At 45.9% G+C, this 18,155-nt stretch carries 13 protein-coding genes; 5 read left to right on the forward strand and 8 right to left on the reverse strand.

Features of this window, described 5'->3' with window-relative positions:
- Positions 1–32 precede the first annotated feature (32 nt).
- From pta to HGP28_RS13490, 4 genes are all read left to right on the forward strand, one after another.
- Positions 33–2,177 carry a phosphate acetyltransferase gene (gene pta / locus HGP28_RS13475; protein WP_168836993.1) on the forward strand — a complete coding sequence of 715 codons (2,145 nt, stop codon included), beginning with the start codon at positions 33–35 and terminating at the stop codon, positions 2,175–2,177.
- 485 nt (positions 2,178–2,662) lie between these two features.
- Entirely contained in the window at positions 2,663–3,856 is a 1,194-nt protein-coding gene (locus tag HGP28_RS13480; protein WP_168836994.1) for a metallophosphoesterase family protein, read from the forward strand.
- Entirely contained in the window at positions 3,846–5,654 is a 1,809-nt protein-coding gene (locus HGP28_RS13485; protein WP_168836995.1) for an ORC-CDC6 family AAA ATPase, read from the forward strand. Before HGP28_RS13480 ends, HGP28_RS13485 begins: the two co-directional genes overlap by 11 nt.
- Positions 5,651–6,565 (forward strand): hypothetical protein, encoded by a 915-nt coding sequence (locus HGP28_RS13490; RefSeq protein ID WP_168836996.1) that lies wholly within the window; start codon positions 5,651–5,653, stop codon positions 6,563–6,565. The genes HGP28_RS13485 and HGP28_RS13490 overlap by 4 nt, the downstream gene beginning before the upstream one ends.
- A 488-nt stretch (positions 6,566–7,053) precedes the next feature.
- Here HGP28_RS13490 and HGP28_RS13495 read toward each other — a convergent pair whose 3' ends face one another.
- A complete protein-coding gene (locus HGP28_RS13495; protein WP_168836997.1) occupies positions 7,054–8,331 on the reverse strand; it encodes an MgtC/SapB family protein in 1,278 nt (425 codons plus the stop codon).
- A gap of 473 nt (positions 8,332–8,804) precedes the next feature.
- On the opposite strand from HGP28_RS13495, the gene HGP28_RS13500 reads away from it, so the two are divergent.
- The gene (locus HGP28_RS13500) at positions 8,805–9,194 is read left to right on the forward strand and encodes a DUF302 domain-containing protein (protein WP_168836998.1); all 390 of its coding nucleotides are present in this window, start codon (positions 8,805–8,807) and stop codon (positions 9,192–9,194) included.
- Between the two features lie 248 nt (positions 9,195–9,442).
- Here HGP28_RS13500 and HGP28_RS13505 read toward each other — a convergent pair whose 3' ends face one another.
- The 7 genes from HGP28_RS13505 to HGP28_RS13535 form a co-directional block, all read right to left on the reverse strand.
- The gene (locus tag HGP28_RS13505; protein ID WP_168836999.1) at positions 9,443–10,486 is read right to left on the reverse strand and encodes a histone deacetylase family protein; all 1,044 of its coding nucleotides are present in this window, start codon (positions 10,484–10,486) and stop codon (positions 9,443–9,445) included.
- Entirely contained in the window at positions 10,486–11,508 is a 1,023-nt protein-coding gene (locus HGP28_RS13510) for an ABC transporter substrate-binding protein (protein WP_168837000.1), read from the reverse strand. The genes HGP28_RS13505 and HGP28_RS13510 overlap by 1 nt, the downstream gene beginning before the upstream one ends.
- 528 nt (positions 11,509–12,036) lie before the next feature.
- A complete protein-coding gene (gene oppF / locus HGP28_RS13515) occupies positions 12,037–13,026 on the reverse strand; it encodes a murein tripeptide/oligopeptide ABC transporter ATP binding protein OppF (protein WP_168837001.1) in 990 nt (329 codons plus the stop codon).
- Positions 13,026–13,994 (reverse strand): ABC transporter ATP-binding protein, encoded by a 969-nt coding sequence (locus HGP28_RS13520; protein WP_168837002.1) that lies wholly within the window; start codon positions 13,992–13,994, stop codon positions 13,026–13,028. The genes oppF and HGP28_RS13520 overlap by 1 nt, the downstream gene beginning before the upstream one ends.
- Before the next feature lie 12 nt (positions 13,995–14,006).
- On the reverse strand, positions 14,007–14,909 hold the full coding sequence (gene oppC, locus HGP28_RS13525; protein WP_168837003.1) for an oligopeptide ABC transporter permease OppC: 903 nt from the start codon (positions 14,907–14,909) through the stop codon (positions 14,007–14,009).
- Between the two features lie 12 nt (positions 14,910–14,921).
- Positions 14,922–15,842: an oligopeptide ABC transporter permease OppB gene (gene oppB, locus HGP28_RS13530; RefSeq protein WP_168837004.1), complete on the reverse strand. Its 921-nt coding sequence runs from the start codon at positions 15,840–15,842 to the stop codon at positions 14,922–14,924.
- Between the two features lie 255 nt (positions 15,843–16,097).
- On the reverse strand, positions 16,098–17,726 hold the full coding sequence (locus tag HGP28_RS13535) for an ABC transporter substrate-binding protein (protein WP_168837005.1): 1,629 nt from the start codon (positions 17,724–17,726) through the stop codon (positions 16,098–16,100).
- Positions 17,727–18,155: the final 429 nt, after the last annotated feature.

Here is an 18,155-nt window from a genome sequence, read left to right on the forward strand (position 1 = left end):
TTTTATCCCCAATAGCTAAAGGTATTCTGCGAATGTCTCGTACGATTATGCTTATCCCTGCAAGCGCTGGCGTTGGCCTAACAAGCGCAAGCATGGGTGTTCTACGTTCAATGGAACGCAAAGGCGTTAAAGTGTCTTTCTATAAGCCTATCGCTCAGCCACGTGATGGCGGCGATCAGCCTGATCTAACGTCAACCATCGTTGCGGTAAACAGCGACATTAAAATCGGTCAATCTATGCCGATGTCCGTTGCTGAGAGCCTTATCGGTAACGACAACATGGACGAGTTGCTAGAAACGGTTGTTGAACGTTACAACCAGATCAACAAAGATGCAGACGTGACGCTTATCGAAGGTCTAGTACCGACGCGTAAGCACCCATTTGCCAACCAAGTGAACGCTGAAATCGCAGCAACCCTTGGCGCAGAAATCGTGTTGATTGCAACGCCGGGCACCGACAACCCAGCTCAGCTTAAAGACAGCATCGAAGTGGCGTGTTCTAACTTTGGTGGTACCAAAAACAAAGCGATCTCAGGCGTTATCATCAACAAGCTAAACGCCCCTGTTGATGACGCTGGCCGCACTCGCCCTGATCTTTCTGAGATCTTCGACGATGCCGACAGCGCGACTAAGAACCAGCTAGAAGTGATGCAAATCTTCAACTCTAGCCCAATCCGCGTGCTTGGCTGCGTGCCTTGGAATATCGACTTAATCGCAACTCGCGCAATCGATATGGCAAAACACCTCAATGCTGAAATCATCAACGAAGGTGAAATGAACACTCGTCGCATCAAGAGCATTACGTTCTGTGCACGTTCTCTACCTAACATGATTGAGCACTTCAAACCAGGTTCACTGCTAGTGACTTCGGCTGACCGTCCTGACGTTATCGTTGCCGCATCTCTTGCTGCAATGAACGGCGTAGACATCGGTGCTGTGCTGTTGACTGGCGGTTACGATATGCCTGCTGAAATCGCAGACCTGTGTAAGCCTGCATTTGAAACTGGCCTGCCAATTTTCAAAGCGCAAGGTAACACTTGGCAAACGTCACTGAACCTACAAAGCTTCAGCCTAGAAGTGCCTGCAGACGATAAAGAGCGCATCGAGTTCATCAGCGAACACGTTGCAAGCCACATTGATGGCGCGTGGATCGACAGCATGACCGAAGGCACGCAAAAATCGCGTCGCCTAAGCCCACCAGCGTTCCGTTACCAGCTCACTGAATTTGCTCGTAAAGCGGGCAAACGCATCGTGCTTCCTGAAGGTGACGAGCCACGTACCGTTAAAGCGGCAGCCATCTGTGCTGAGCGCGGTATTGCTGAATGTGTGCTGCTAGGTAACCCAGAAGAAATCCGTCGCGTTGCGGCGCAACAAGGCGTTGAGCTAGGCGCTGGCGTGCAAATCATTGATGCAGATGCGATCCGTGAAAACTACGTAGCTCGTTTGGTTGAGCTACGTGGCGCGAAAGGCATGACTGAAGTGGTTGCTCGTGAGAAGCTGCAAGACTCTGTATTCCTAGGCACCATGATGCTTGAGAACAACGAAGTTGACGGTCTGGTATCTGGCGCGGTTCACACCACGGCAAACACCATCGTTCCTCCGTTCCAAATCATCAAGACTGCGCCAAGCGCGTCTATCGTATCGTCAATCTTCTTCATGCTGCTGCCTGATCAAGTATTGGTGTACGGTGACTGTGCAATCAACCCAGATCCAACGGCTGAGCAATTGGCTGAAATCGCTATCCAATCTGCGGATTCTGCAGCGGCATTTGGTATCGAACCTCGCGTGGCTATGATTTCTTACTCTACTGGCGAATCTGGTAAGGGTGCAGACGTTGATAAAGTACGTGAAGCGACCAAACTGGCTCAAGAGAAGCGTCCAGATCTTATCATCGACGGTCCTCTACAGTACGATGCGGCGATCATGGAGAACGTAGCAGCTTCTAAAGCGCCTAACTCTCCAGTTGCTGGTAAAGCGACGGTGTTCGTATTCCCAGATCTCAACACGGGTAACACGACTTACAAAGCGGTACAGCGTTCAGCGGATCTAGTTTCTATCGGTCCAATGCTGCAAGGTATGCGTAAGCCGGTGAACGATTTGTCTCGTGGTGCGTTGGTAGATGATATTGTTTACACGATTGCTTTGACGGCGATTCAAGCGACTCAAGAGATGGTTTAATTTAGACTTTCTTTTGTGAATGCTAGAGATGAGAAGCCCCTGCAATGCAGGGGCTTTTTTTGTGTTTGAAAAGTGTTGCGCAGTTTGTTTGACCCGCTTGTAAGCAAGAGCGTATCTCAAGCTCTGTGTTAGCGGGCCAGCTACTCTTTGTCTTGCCAAAGAGTAACCAGAAAGGCGCTTTTTATTCTTTGGTGTGGTTCGGCGCGGTTTGAGGCGTTCCCTACGCCGCAAACCTCAAAAATCGTCCTGATTTTTGGCCTGTTACCGCCTCCATATTTGGCTGAGTGGTGTTTGTCTCGCTTAAACGTTTCTTCTTCCGTTGATTAAACACTATTTGATATGAGACTAGGGTGATATAATAATTTTATTTTTAATTACCAGTTATTGGGGGCTATAAGTGTGGTTACTCACATTCAATTGCATAGCTACCATACGAGACACTTGCCATTGCACCACCCCACAAGAATTTAAGCAGTAAATAAAAAATGAAAATACTACTTCTTTCAGATCTACATGCTGTCATTGACGGTGACTCTAAGAACTTCAGTAACACTCGGCTTCATCTTGACTCTACCGGGAGCGGTGAGTGGGGGGATGGTTTAGTCACCTACATTACGAGCTTGGGCATTCAATATGACCTTATTGTATGCTGTGGAGACATTGCAAACAAAGGCTGTCAACAATCGTTTTTGGCTGGTTGGAAGTTCTTACACAAGATAAGTAATCATTTTTCAAAAGCCAAACTTATATGTGCTCCCGGAAACCATGACCACCAATCTAGACCAGATCCAGCAGATATACAGAGTGGCTTTTCACCGAAGCATCAACTCCAATTTTGTAGCCCTCCATTTCCATTCGTTTCTCATGAAAAAAACACACATTTCTGGGCATGGAATTGGTATATGGATGATACCTGTCCCGACTCAAACCTATTACTTGTTAATACTAGCGCATATCATGGCTTTAATGATGAGTACAAACATGGTCGAATAGCTTTAGAAACAGTAAATCAAATTGAAGAGCATCTCGAATCCTTAGAAGAAATAAAAGCATTAAATATTCTCATATGCCATCACCACCCTCAGCGAATGGAACATGCACACAATGATTATGATGGTCAGCAAATGGCAGGTGGGCAGAAACTACTTCATTCGATCCAAAATGTTGACAAAGGCCCTTGGTTAATTCTTCATGGTCACAAACACTATGCATGTATATCCACAGCATCAAGCGAAGGACAAACCCCGCCAATCGTATTTTCAGCAGGAAGTGCGTCCGCTAAATACAAAGATCTAATTGAGAACCAGTTTTACTCACTTAACATAAATATTGAAAAAACTAAAGAAGAAGAACGTATAGTTGGTACATTTGAAACACACCAATTTACACCCGGTGGTGGCTGGGCCCCTTCTGAATCTTCTAAGATGCCAGCCAGAAGTGGCCTCGGATCAAGAGAAACAGCTACACGCCTAATTAAAGAACTTAATCGACTACTCGAAAATGAAGAGTTCTTAGAGGGTGAAGAACTAGAACGCATAAACCTAGAGTTGGGCTATTTTTTGCCAAAAGAATTCGAAAAGTTCACGAAAAGACTAGCGGCTAATTCTCTTGTTGCCGAGATAGACGCTCAAAATCAATGTATTATTCAAATTCAAATAGGGCCTGACAATGATAAATAGAATCCCGAGCATTAGTGAGTCATTTAACGCTAAGACCTCACCGACCGAGGAACTATGTAACTCATTCATTACAAATGACTTTTATGAAAAACTTGCTTGTCCTAATCACTGTATCATGATTGGCCCTCGAGGAAGTGGAAAAACAACGCTGATGAGAATGCTCGATGTGGAATCTCTAGAGTTATGGAATTCTGAAACAGCACAAGAATATCGTAGCAGGATTAAATTCTCTGGGGTTTTCATCCCAACAGATCGCTATTGGAAGACTCAATATCAAAAAATTGAAAATCGATTAAAGGCAGAAGATTGCTCTTCTTCAGATACATTGAAATTAAACACAGCGATTACTTTATTAGAAAAACTATTTTCATTTCATGTTATTGAAAATTTCCTGTCAGTTGTAAGTTATCGATGTAGCAGAACCATCAAAAAGAAAGTTGGCTTCAAATCGGTTCAACTAGAAAAATCTTCAGAGATCGAGCTTGTAACACATATATCTGAAATATTGAAAGTAACACCTAAAATGTCCACTCTAAAAAGCCTTTTGACAACGGTAATTTTAGAGAAGAAAAACATATCAACAACTGTAAACAATCTAATGTCAGGTCGACTAAACGAAATACCAGAGTTCTTAGAGTTTGATCTAATAGATAACCTAGAAAGTTTAGTCGCAACCGTAAATAACTACTTCGACGAAAAAAGTGGAAAGTGGGCTTTTTTGTTTGACGAACTAGAACTAGCTCCGAATCAAGTAATCAAACCTCTAGTCAATGAAATGAGAGGCGGCCATAAGGACATCATATTCAAGCTAGCTCTTTCTCCATACCACAAAGGAGTATCAATAACTGATGATACTGATAGTGCAATGAAAGGAGAAGATATTGAGTTAATTAATTTGACTGGCCTAAGTGACACTGATGGTTCTAAATTTGCACACCAACTTTGTACGTCTTTATTCATCCGAAAAGGGCTATACTCTAATGTAGAGTCATACTTTGAAGAACCAAAAGAAATTGACATTAATAACGACTTCAATGAACTCATATTAAAAGACTCTTCTTTTGAATCATATCTTTCGGAACGAAATTTTAAGTCAGAAGTTTATACAAATGAAAATAGTCAGCTTCGAAAAATAAAATTCGTCACCCATATTAGAAACTTCCAAATGGATAAAAATGGCAATAAAAAAGCCAGACGGCGACCTGCGGACTACTATGGAGGATTTAAAAACATATGTAAAGCAGTAGAATATAACCCTCGAATGCTAATAGGCTTGATGAATAATTTTATACCACTAGCAAAAGACGGAAGTATTAATTTAAAACAACAGTTATCATGCCTAAACGAGTATTTTTTAAATTACCGTTCTCTTCTAGGCACCATTGCTGTCGAATCAGGTGATAATAAATTCAATAACATCTATGATTTAATCTCAGAAATTGCCAAATTTTTTAGGGACGAAATTCATGGTTCACAATTTAAGCCTCAACCTAAAGGCTCTATTACCGTAAAAACTTCTATAAATGATGAGTTAAATGAAATCATAGGATATGCTCTTAATGCTGGTGCATTAATTTCGATTGATAATAGTACTGACTCTCTTAACAACTTAAACTTGAATAAGCGGTGTAGGTTGTCTTACATATTTTCACATCACTACGATCTACTTCTTACGAAGCAGAGTGATATCGACATCGTAGATCTTATCAACCAGACTGAGTTAAATTCTATTAAGATTAAAATGGTCGATTTGTTAAACTTCCCTAGTCACGAACAATACTCACTGGATCTAAAATGAAAGTAATAGAAGATAGTTTCAATGGACCTTTTCACCTATCAATTTTAGGTCTAGGTTACGAAAAGCGTGCTCTTGAAAGGTTTACTCAAGAGCGCAGTAACCTTGGTGACGTTTTGGTGCTAGGATATAACAAGCACAACGAAACCCCTCAGTACAAAGAAAACAAACTGAATTATTCGGATAGTAAAGCTTCCATTTTTGAAGGCGATGACGTAGAGATTAGACTTTATACACGTGAATGGCTCGACTCGAAAATTAAATCTAAAGCTCAACAACTGAATGTTCTTATCGATATCACCGTGCTCTCGCGATCTCGACTTTCAGCACTTTTATATGAGCTAATAATAGCATTACCTGCTGGATCGACTCTGACGATCTCATATGAAATTTCTCAGTTTGTGAGTGCTCCTGAGGGTCTATCACCTATCAAAACTGTAGGAGACGTAATCCCTGAGTTATCTGGTGCAATAGGTGACCTTACTAAACCTACATCACTAGTATTAGGGCTAGGATATGAAAATGGTAAAGCTATTGGTTTGGCTAATTACATTGATTCAGAGCACATATTCGTATTCCTACCAATAGGCATAGATTCGAGGTTTGATGAGTCTGTTCTTCAAAATAATAAAGCGATTCTTAATGAAGTTCCCTCTAGCAGAATCATAAAATACAGATTAGATCAACCTTACAACACGTATCTTGATATGAGAGATTTAGTAAATGCAGTTTCCAAGTCTACATCCCCATTGCTTGCTCCTCTTGGCCCCAAAATACTTACAGCTCTTAGTGTATTAGTGTCTTTGGAGTTCGGTGCACAAATTCCCGTATGGCGAGTTTCTTCTGAATTAGAAGAGCAACCTGTAGACAGAAAGGCCAGTGGATATAGCATAAGCATTACTGTCCATATTTAACTGATATGTTTTAATCCATTAATCTGTAATAGGAAAGGAAAACACCTTTCCTTTATTTTCAAACAAATTAATCCCAGTACTTGAGTCAATAGAGAACTGTTCTTATATGGCGCTCTGATTCTCCGCCAAATCACAATACATCTTGAGGTATAAGAAGATAGCTCAAATAGTCTTTTCTAAAAACGCGGTATAGAAAAGTTCAAACTCAGAATGGGGCAAAAATGAGTTTTCCAAACCAAGATTTAACTCCAAACAAGGCCAAAAAACAGGACGTTTTTTGAGGTTTTCGGCGTAGGGAACGCCTAAAACCGTGCCGAACCCCACCAAAGAACGAAAGCGCCTTTCTGGATACTCTTTGGCAAGGCAAAGAGTATCTGGCTCGCTTCCACCAAGCTCAAGATAGGCACAAACCTCTAAGCGAGACAAACCCACTACTCAGCCCAAATAGGCACATACCTTTAAACGGAACAAACCACCGCCACCAAAACTTATCGCTCAAAAAACCAAAACACTATCCCCCCCACTACCACACACCCACTCATCACCGGCGCAATCCATCGCCACAACGCCCTATCACCAATGGCCACCACCATACCCATCTTAACTAACGTATTCACCGACGCCGCGATTAAAATCCCCAAAGCCGCCGTTGAAACACCAAGCTGCTGCGTGCTCTGCCGCCCCAGCGCAAGCGAAATCGCATCCACATCCGTGATGCCGGAAAGCGCAGCCAACAAGAGCGTACCCGCCTCACCAAACCAATCTGATAACGCATGCGATGCCAACATAATCGCCGCCAGCACCACGCCAAAAAACAGCGCCGACTGCAACGCTAACGGGTTACTTTGCTGCTCAGATGGCTCGATATCACCAATATCGCTACGACGCCAAATCCACCATGCCGGTAAATAGAGCGCCATCATCATCACCAGTGCAATCGGCCAGAGCAGTGTCACTAACGCTGGATTGATCAACGAAAGCACAATCAGTAAGCGTGGAAACATAGTGCCGCAACTGAGCAAAATGCCACTGGCCAGCAGCGGGCTGATGTTCGGTTGGGCGCGAGAAAGGTGCGAGAATTGTAGCGTCAACGCGGTAGAAGAACTCAGCCCGGCAAACACCGAAGTAAACAAAATCCCCCGCTTTGGCCCCCCGATCTTAATCGCGAAATAACCGACAAAGGAGATACTGGCAATCAATACCACCATCCACCAAATTTCATAAGGATTAAGCGCATTCCAAGGGCCAAAGGTTCGGTTTGGCAGCAATGGCAGTAATACAATCGAAATCAGTAATAACCGTAGCGCGGCATCGAGTTCATACTCTTGAAGCCGCTGCAAACCTTGATGCAGCGCTTTTTTGTTGTCCAGTACCAGCGCGGCTAACACTGCCGCTGCGGCCGCCACCACGGTTTCACCACAAACGGCCAATACCCCAAGCACAAAGGTCAATACCAAGCTCACCACGCCGGTAATGCTCAAATCGTCGCTCTGTTTTTGCTGGGCGATAAACGCAATGGCGGCCAAAATCACGGTTGCCACCAGCGCAAAACCTATCACTAAAAACGATGTTTGCAGTGCCAACACACCAATCAAACCGCCGAGTAACCCCACCAGTGAGTAGGTGCGGAGCCCCGCAACACGGCTCCCCTCAGCACTATTACGCTGAACCCAACCGCGCTGCGTACCGATAATGGCGCCAAGTAACAAAGCAATAAAAACATTCCATAAGGCATATTGGTCGTTCACTAAGGTCGCAAGCTCCATACCGACTCCTCACGTTGCGTCACCAACTGATTTCAGTCTAGCGAAATGGTAAATTCGAACTGTGAACAAGGCACAATAAGCACACTCTTTTTCGTGAGAGAAGCAACGTTTTCAATGCGTTAAGCTTCTTGAGCTTTGGTAGAACGCCATATGCGATACGTTATTATTACGCCGTCATAGCACGCTCACTTAAGCGCATCACAAGAGTCGACAACCCGCGACAATGTATCAGGTTTAATTCACTTCATCTGAATAAAACGGGCGCAAAGTGCGACGCCATCATAAAGCGGCCGTGACTTATCACCAATCAAGGTGTTAGCGGCTACGCTTTTGAAGCAAGGTCGATACTCACGAAACTGATACCCACGGAGCTTGACGTGTTCGCGTTATGGCTTCCAAAGCATGGGTATTCACGCGAAACGCGACTCGCTTCATGGTTGAGTGATTGATTTCATGACTGAATGGGGGGTGTGATGTACGGATTTACCACCAGTTTTGACGGTGACTTTTATTTCGCTCTAGAGCGATTAAGCGAAGAGTTGAGTAAAGAAGGGTTTGAGATTTATGGCGATCTGGACTTGCAGCAAAGCCTGAATAAAAAGTCAGAGTCAAAGATGTCTGCTTATCGATTACTCTCGGTCTACCACGCCTATTATGCAGAGCAAGTGATAGCGTTTGATCCGACGACTGGCACCCTTTTGCCCAATCAAATTGTGGTGTGGGAGAATCGTGATAATGACGTCATGATAGCCTTTGCAGATCCTCGTCAATCACTGGGACTGGCACTGCATCCCAGCATGCTGATTATTGCTGAGAGCTTGCGCAAAAAGCTGCAACGGGTCTGCGATAATTTAGTCGATTAATAAGCACGCGCCCAAGTAACTTCAAGATGTGCGATTCAGCGAGAATGCCTTGATTATACCCAAACCACTTGGGGTTGCAGGTAGGCGGCAAACGAGCAAAGCCTCTGAGCATAGACGAACTATGTGATGAGGTTTGTGAGAGTCAGCCAACAACGCTGCAACTTCAAGTGGAAAGGGTATAACGCGCCGAACGTTCGACGCATTATGCTCGCTTGCCTAAATCGAATGCTTATAGAATGCGATGAATATTAACCATGCACACGTTGAAAGCCATCAAGCACAGCAACCGTGTTGTGGCCCAAATCATCAACGGCATAACCACCTTCAAAGACAAACAGCGTTGGCAACTTCAAGCCGCCGATTTGCTCGCCCATCTGCTGGTAATCACGACGGTTGAGCTTAAAGAAGCTGATTGGGTCGTGCTCATAAGTGTCCATGCCTAGTGAGATGACCAAAGCCTCTGCGCCAAACTCGGCAATTTTTGCCAGTGCCGTGGTCAGCGCTGGCCCGTAGAGCGACCAATCGGTCTTCCCTTGGGGCAAAGGCAAATTCAGATTAAACCCTTCGCCTTTACCTTCGCCACACTCATCGTCAAAACCAATATAATGTGGATAGTCGTAATCCGGATCGCCATGAATCGAGACAAACAACACGTCATCGCGGTCATAGAAAATGCTTTGCGTGCCATTGCCGTGATGATAATCGATATCCAAAATCGCCACTTTTTGCTTGCCTTGGCGTCGCAGTGATTCGGCGGCAATCGCGGCGTTATTAATATAACAATAACCCCCCATCAGATCGGGCGCGGCATGGTGGCCCGGCGGTCGGCACAAAGCAAATGCGGCGGTTTCGCCAGACATCAACATATCCGCTCCAGTTAACGCACACTCCATTGCGCCATGAATGGCGGTAAAACTGGTTTTGGTGATTGCAGCGGTCATATCAAAACTGTAGTAACCGAGCTTACCTTCGATGTCTTTTGGAATGCGGTGACGCAAATAACGCGGGCTAACAAAGCAATATGGTGACGCATCGTGCTCATCGCCATAACGCGCTTCCCATTCAGACCACGCGGACTGCAAAAAATCGACATAATCTTGCGTATGCACCCAGGTCATCGGCTCGGTGCTGTATGTCTTAGGCTCAACCACATCAAACCCACCGTGCTGGTTGAGTGCATTAAGCACCATATCAGCACGTTCTGGTTTTTCAAAACAAGGCGTCGGCTCACCAGAGAGAAATTCATATTTCACTCGATGCAATCGCTGCTTGTCGGTATAGATAACCTTCATTACTTTTTCAGCTCCATCCAGTAGCGCTCGTAGAGGCTCACCGCGCTGCCAACACTGCCTAAGAATTGGCCTTTTTCTTTCACTTGCGTTGGCGGGAAAATAATCTCGCTGTTACGGATCTCATTCGGCAAATGCGCTAATGCTTTTAGGTTTGGCGCGGCATAACCGATTTCTTGCACCAGCGTGGCTTGGTTTTCCGGTTTCATCAAGAAATTAATGAAAGCGTACGCGGCGGCTTTGTTCTCAGCTTCGCGTGGGATCACGATGTTATCCATCCAAAAAATCGCACCCTCTTGCGGATAAACGAATTTAATCGCCGGGTTTTCTTGCTGCGCGCGATAAGCAGTGCCGTTCCACTGCATACCGACATTCACTTCACCAGTGATCAGCGGCACATGTGGTGCATCTGAATTAAACACCGTTACTGCGGGCTTGAGCGTCACTAGTTTTTGATACGCTTGTTCAAGCTGCTGCGGATCTTGTGAGTTGACATCATACCCACCCAAGATAAGCGCCATACCCATCACATCTCGCACATCGTCGGTCAGGATAAGTTGCCCAGCAAACTCCGGATTCCACAAATCTTTCCAACCAGTGAGTTGACTGCCATCAATCACGTCAGAGTTGTAACCTAGCGCCGTACTTCCCCACATGTAAGGCAGAGAGTATTGGTTATTTAAGTCAAAACTTTGATTCAATATGGTGGGGTCAAGGTCTGAAAAGGCCGCAATTTGCGTTTTATCTAATGGATGGAGCAAATTATCTTCGGCAAGCTTAGACACATAGTAAGTGGACGGTACAACGATGTCATAACCCTTACCGTCAAGCAGTTTGAGCTTGGCGTACATGGTTTCGTTGCTTTCGAACGTGGCATAGTTGACTTTAATGCCCGTCTCTTTGGTGAAGCGTTCAATCAAAGATTGAGGAAGGTATTCAGACCAGTTGTAAACATTCAAGGTGGTTGCAGAAACCGGCGCACAAATAAGCCCAGCGAGGGCGATCACAGCAAGATTTTTTTTCATTTTTTAGGTATCAAATACAAGGAACATAAAATAATTAAATAATGACGCGATATTGCGCCGATGCTGATTAGATAGCAGTTAATGCTGCAAAGCAATTAAATTAATATCATTTTATGTTTCCAACTCACCATTTGACCGGTTATTTAAGAAAATATACCCAAACGACGTGATATGGCATGAAGGGTATATACCCAAGTGACTTCAAGATGCAGGATTCAGAGCCGGCTCACTGAGCTGAGAGCAAGGCAAACAACGCAGCGAAATAGCGAGTCTATTTTCAAGTTGTTTAACGCAGCCGTCGGTTCAGTGATTGGCTCCCAAAGGGCGAGCTGTCTTGGCTCATCAGCTTTGTTGACGATTTTCGATTGAGAACCACTCAATCTTCAAATCCTCGCCTCACTGACAAACCAAGTCATTCTCGCTGAACCATGCATCTTGAGGTTACTTGGGTATAAATAGTCAAAAGGGACCCATTCATTGAGTCCCTTTTTATCTATGTCCAAACTATCTGCAATTGCAGCTAGGTGGCTAACTCAGCGCCACTTGCCAACAAGCAACTTGATGCTCGCTTGTGCCTTGCAACTGCGGTTTTTGCTGCGCACATTCTGGCGTTGCTTTAATGCAGCGCGTGCGGAACACACAGCCAGAAGGCGGGTTCATCGGTGACGGCAACTCCCCTTCTAACATCTGGATACGTTTATTGCGCTCCAGCTGCGGATCTGGGATCGGCACCGCCGACATCAGCGCTTGCGTGTAAGGGTGCATTGGCTTGGCAAACAGCGCTTGTGATGTGCCCATTTCAACCGCATTGCCTAAATACATCACCAAGACGCGATCAGAAATGTGTTTAACCACCGACAAATCGTGCGCGATGAAAATCAGCGACAGGCCGAGCTCTTTTTGCAGCGACTTAAGCAAGTTGACCACCTGAGCTTGAATCGACACATCGAGCGCGGAGACAGGCTCGTCACAAATGATCATTTTCGGCTTCAAAATCAGCGCGCGCGCGATCCCGATCCGTTGACACTGCCCGCCTGAAAACTCATGAGGGTAGCGGTTTATCACGTTAGGTAATAACCCCACTTTATCCATCATGGCTTTCACTTCATCACGCACCTCTTGCTTTGAGAGCTGCGGGTAGAAGGTTTGCAATGGCTCTGCGATGATGTCGCCCACCGTCATGCGCGGGTTGAGTGAGGCGAGCGGATCTTGGAAAATCATCTGCATCGACTTTCGCGTGTCACGGCGCGCCACTTCACGCATTTTGGTTACATCTTGACCCAGCCAAACCACTTCACCTTCGGTTGCCTGAACCAAGCCAATGATGGCGCGCGCAAACGTTGATTTGCCACAACCTGACTCACCGACCACACCCAGCGTTTCCCCTTCGTAAAGGGTAATATCAACGCCATCGACCGCTTTCAGTATCGAAGGTTTGCTCCACGGCCATGCCGATTTCGCCGCAATGGTGAAGTGCACTTTTAGGCCTTTCACATCCAATAATTGTTGAGCTGACATCAGTTCCACGCCTCCCAATCAGAAAAACAAGCGCGCATACGGCCTTGAGCAAATGGGGTCAAAATAGGACTTTCTTGACCACAACGCGGCATCACACGGTGACAACGCTCTTGGTAAGGACACCCTTGTGGTAAACGCAGTAGATTCGGTGGATTGCCCGGAATGGTGGGTAGCATCTCCCCTTCACTATCGATGCGCGGAATCGCCTTTAATAACCCCTCAGCATAAGGGTGGCTTGGGCGGTAGAAAATATCGTCCACCGTGCCATATTCCATCGTACGTCCCGCGTACATGACGAGCACCTTGTCACAAGAGCCCGCGACCACGCCAAGATCATGCGTGATCATAATAATCGCGGTATTAAATTCTCGTTTCAGCTCATTGAGCAAATCCATGATCTGCGCTTGAACCGTCACATCCAACGCCGTTGTTGGCTCATCGGCAATCAACAACTTTGGCCGGCACAGCAGCGCCATCGCAATCATCACACGTTGGCGCATACCACCGGAAAACTCATGCGGGTACATGGTGATACGTTGACGCGCTTCTGGGATCTTCACCGCCTCAAGCATACGCACCGACTCTTCAAATGCCTCGGCTTTGCCCATCCCTTTGTGCAGCATCAGCACTTCCATCAACTGGTCGCTCACCCGCATATAAGGGTTCAAAGAGGTCATCGGATCTTGGAAAATCATCGCGATCTGTTCAGCGCGCACTTTATTAAGCGCTTTTTCCGGCAAATTGAGGATCTCTTGCCCTTCAAATTTGGCGCTACCTTTAATAATGCCGTTCTTGGCTAACAGCCCCATGATGGCAAATACGGTTTGCGATTTGCCTGAGCCAGACTCGCCAACAATGCCCAAGGTTTCGCCGCGGTCGAGCGAGAAATTGAGATCGTTCACCGCCGTGACTACGCCATCAGGGGTGGTAAATTCAACCCGAAGATCGGTTACATTCAATAAATTCATTTTCTTTCCTTCTTAGCGATCTTTCGGGTCAAGCGCATCACGCAGTCCATCACCCACATAGTTGAAACAAAACAACGTCACAACCATGAAAAGCGCAGGGAATATCAGCTGCCAAATCGCCACTTCCATGGTCTGCGAGCCTTCTTGTAGCAGAGCGCCCCAGCTGGTCATTGGCTCTTGCACGCCAAGTCCAAGGAAAGAGAGAAAAGATTCAGTCAAAATCATACTGGGGATCAGCAGGGTTGAATAAACCGCCACGATACCAAGCACGTTCGGCACAATATGCCGTGTGATGATTTTCCACTTACTCACACCACACACATAAGCGGCCTCAATGAACTCTTTATTACGCAAACTCAGCGTCTGACCACGCACAATACGCGCCATATCAAGCCAAGCAATTGCGCCAATCGCGACGAAAATCAGCACGATATTTCGGCCAAAAAAAGTCACCAGTACAATCACTAAGAACATGAACGGAACTGCGTACAGAATTTCCAAAATGCGCATCATAATGCGGTCAGTGCGTCCACCGATAAAGCCCGATGCGGCGCCATAAAGCGTCCCAATCAACACCGCAACCAGTGCGCCCATCACGCCCACCATAAGAGAAATGCGCCCGCCAATCAGAGTACGAACGTACAAATCTCGCCCAAGGCTGTCCGTACCAAACCAGTGCTCGGCACTGGGACCTGCGTGCATTGCATACCAATCGGTATCATCAAAGGTATAAGGTGCCAGCATGGGCAAAATGATCACCGCAAGAGTAATCAGCGTTAGAATAAAGAGGCTGACCATCGCCGCCTTATTACGCATAAAACGAATGCGCGCGTCTTGCCATAAGCTGCGCCCTTCAATCTCTAAGCTTTCGCTGAACTTTTCAACCGCAGCGAGATTCTCTTTTTTACTTAACATCACAGCGGTTCCTTAATAACGAATTTTCGGATCGATCAACGCCAGCAAAATATCCACGATGGCGTTAAACAAAATAAATAAGAAACCGACCAAAATCGTCACACCCATCACCAGCGAATAATCGCGGTTAAATGCAGCGTTAACAAACAATTTGCCAATACCCGGCAAGCCAAAAATGGTTTCAATCACGACAGAACCTGTGATGATGCCGACAAACGCAGGCCCCATATACGACACCACAGGCAATAACGCGGGTTTCAATGCATGTTTCAATACGATGTATCGATAACTCAGCCCTTTTGAGCGTGCGGTACGAATAAAATTGCTGTTTAGCGTTTCAATCATCGAGCCACGAGTAATACGAGCGAATGCCGCAACATACAAAATCGACATGCCCGCGACTGGCAAGACCAAATATTGCCATTGGCCGTCGTGCCATCCACCAGCCGGCAGAATTTGCCAATGCAATGAAAACAGGTAAATCAGCGCTGGGGCGAGCACAAAGGAGGGCAAAACCACCCCAAGCATCGCTGTCGACATGATCACGTAGTCCATCCAGGTGTTTTGCCGCAATGCGGCAATAGTGCCGACACCAACCCCGATAACCAACGTGAAGACAAACGCAATCGCGCCGACTTTGGCAGACACGGGTAGCGCCGTCCCAATCAACTCGTTAACGGTATAATCTTGATATTTAAATGAAGGACCAAAATCCCCTTGAAGAATATTGAACAAATACGTGGTGTATTGTTCGAACACCGGCTTATCTAAACCATATTTGGCTTCGATGTTTGCCATCACTTCTGGCGGCAATGGGCGTTCAGATGAAAAGGGGTTACCCGGCGCAAAACGCATCAGGAAAAAAGAGAGAGTGATCAGCACCAACAACGTTGGGATCGCTTCCACTATCCTTCTTGCGATAAATTTAAGCATATACGCACTCTTTCAGTCCGTGGGAAATCAAAAAACTGCGCCTTGAGCGCAGCGTTGCTCTATACCCAAACCGCTTGAAATGACAATTAGGCACCAAACGAACAAGGCCTCAGTACATTGTGTTGCTAAGCACTGAGAAGTGTGAGAACCCGTGGTCTTCACTTTGTCACGTAATGCGCTGTAACGTCAGCTAAGTTGGGTATAACCGTTGACATCAAGTGGTAACTGGATGTCAACGGCTTAAGGTCACTCGATTTAGTTCGCTTTTAGGTAGAGATCTTTAGAGTAGATCTTCGCTTCCGCGTTGTTAACTGGGAAGCCGCCGACTTTTGGCGACACTAAACGCGGCATCACGTACTGGTAAATCGGTGCGATTGGCATCTCTTTTGCCATCATGATTTCAGCGTCACGATACAAGGCGGTACGCTCGGCTTCAGAGGTTGATTTAATCGCTTTATCAATCAGTTTATCGTAATCGGTGTTCGCCCAGTGCTGACCTGCCGTGGTATTACCCGATACCATCAGAGTTAAAAACGCCGATGCTTCGTTGTAGTCACCACACCAACCCGCACGTGCCACATCAAAGTCGCCCTGATCTTTGGTATCAAGATAGGTCTTCCACTCTTTATTTTCTAATGTGACATCAAGGCCCAGCGTTTTCTTCCACATAGAGCCTAGGGCAACCGCCAGTTTTTTATGATCTTGGCTGGTGTTGTAAAGAAGTGAGAATTTCAATGGGTTGTTAGGACCATAACCAGCTTCTTCTAACAAACGCTTGGCTTCCTCATTACGCTCTTTTTGGCTCATTAAGCCATATTCTGGCATTTGTGGCTCAAAATCCGCGGTAATTTCAGGAGTTAAGAAGTAAGCAGGCTTTTGACCTTGGCCTAAAATCGCGTTTGACACTATGTGGCGGTCAATCGCGTAAGAGATCGCTTTACGAACGCGAACATCATCAAATGGCGCACGTTTGGTATTGAACTGATAATAGTAAGTACACAGACTGCCCTGAATCGACAGTGACTCTGCGTGCTCTTTTTGCAAACGCTTAAAGTGCTCCATTGGCACAGTTTCTGTGATGTCAATTTCGCCCGATAGGTAGCGATTCATTTCTGACACTTGGTTCTCAATTGGCAAAAACGTCACAGTATTCAATACCGTTTTTGCATTGTCCCAATATTGCGCGTTGCGGGTTAATTCAAGACGCTCATTGATCACCCACTTGTTCGCCACATAAGCGCCGTTGCCAACAAAGTTCTCTGGCTTAGTCCACTGATCGCCATGCTTTTCAATGGTCGCTTTATGAACCGGCATCATAGTCGTGTGGCCGGCCATCATAACGAAATAAGGTACTGCGGTTTCAAGTTCAACCACAAGAGTATGATCGTCTACCGCGCGAACACCCAGCTCAGCTTTGTCCAGCTTTCCTGCGACAATCGCCTTCGCGTTTTTCATCTTGGTGTATTCCATGTACCACGCGTATGGCGAAGCGGTCGCAGGATCCACTGCGCGTTGGAAGCTGTAGACAAAATCGTGCGCGGTCACTGGGTCACCGTTAGACCATTTAGCGTCTTTGCGCAGATTAAAGGTGAACGTTTGGTTATCTGGTGTGTGCCAATCGGTCGCAACACCTGGAATGGTTTTGCCGTCAGCATCTTGGTTGACAAGGCCTTCGAGCAAATCGCGAATCACATGAGATTCCGGCACCCCTTGTGATTTATGAGGATCTAACGTTGCAACTTCAGTACCGTTACCACGAACCAGCTCTTGAACCGGCGCTAATTTTGTTCCTTCAGGAACCTCAGCAGCAAATGTTGGTAGTGCGACAGTGCTAAGCGCAACGGCTGCGCCCATGAGCAAGCTTTGGGTAATTTTGTTGTACATGCATAAACTCCAAGTTTTCCATTACTTCCCAGTGCACCTTGGAAGTGTTTGAACGGAAACACACAGTTTATGTCATGGCTGACGCGACTGACTCCAAGGAGCACCATCCGCAGCAAGGTAAGAAAGGAGTAAATGTCCACCTCAAGTTCCTAGGTGGCTAAAACGCAATCATCCTTACTGCATTTTTGGCTTTCCATTCAGAACGTTGCTCAATAAATAATCACAACTTTCACCACCATCAACGTCTATTTCTCTTATTTGTGTTGAATAGTTAGTGCTTTATTCTGAATCGATAACCGAACTTAACATTTACACCAAAGCAAGTCTAGCGAGAAAAAGGCGATTATTGCTATTCCCTCGCACGCACATTGATTCCCGTCAAGTTAAGCTCGTCAACTGAGTTCTAGCGTGGAATAGCGAAATTATGGG

Origin of the sequence: Vibrio agarilyticus (genome assembly GCF_012641465.1) — a bacterium.
Taxonomy (GTDB): Bacteria; Pseudomonadota; Gammaproteobacteria; order Enterobacterales; family Vibrionaceae; genus Vibrio; species Vibrio agarilyticus.

Excerpts from the sequence above, each read along its gene's own strand:
- HGP28_RS13480 (WP_168836994.1), top strand. The coding sequence starts at position 2,663 with ATGAAAATACTACTTCTTTCAGATCTACATGCTGTCATTGACGGTGAC.
- HGP28_RS13495 (WP_168836997.1), bottom strand. The coding sequence starts at position 8,331 with ATGGAGCTTGCGACCTTAGTGAACGACCAATATGCCTTATGGAATGTT.
- oppC (WP_168837003.1), bottom strand. The coding sequence starts at position 14,909 with ATGTTAAGTAAAAAAGAGAATCTCGCTGCGGTTGAAAAGTTCAGCGAA.
- oppB (WP_168837004.1), bottom strand. The coding sequence starts at position 15,842 with ATGCTTAAATTTATCGCAAGAAGGATAGTGGAAGCGATCCCAACGTTG.
- HGP28_RS13490 (WP_168836996.1), top strand. The coding sequence starts at position 5,651 with ATGAAAGTAATAGAAGATAGTTTCAATGGACCTTTTCACCTATCAATT.
- HGP28_RS13505 (WP_168836999.1), bottom strand. The coding sequence starts at position 10,486 with ATGAAGGTTATCTATACCGACAAGCAGCGATTGCATCGAGTGAAATAT.
- pta (WP_168836993.1), top strand. The coding sequence starts at position 33 with ATGTCTCGTACGATTATGCTTATCCCTGCAAGCGCTGGCGTTGGCCTA.
- HGP28_RS13520 (WP_168837002.1), bottom strand. The coding sequence starts at position 13,994 with ATGAATTTATTGAATGTAACCGATCTTCGGGTTGAATTTACCACCCCT.
- HGP28_RS13485 (WP_168836995.1), top strand. The coding sequence starts at position 3,846 with ATGATAAATAGAATCCCGAGCATTAGTGAGTCATTTAACGCTAAGACC.
- HGP28_RS13500 (WP_168836998.1), top strand. The coding sequence starts at position 8,805 with ATGTACGGATTTACCACCAGTTTTGACGGTGACTTTTATTTCGCTCTA.
- HGP28_RS13510 (WP_168837000.1), bottom strand. The coding sequence starts at position 11,508 with ATGAAAAAAAATCTTGCTGTGATCGCCCTCGCTGGGCTTATTTGTGCG.
- HGP28_RS13535 (WP_168837005.1), bottom strand. The coding sequence starts at position 17,726 with ATGTACAACAAAATTACCCAAAGCTTGCTCATGGGCGCAGCCGTTGCG.
- oppF (WP_168837001.1), bottom strand. The coding sequence starts at position 13,026 with ATGTCAGCTCAACAATTATTGGATGTGAAAGGCCTAAAAGTGCACTTC.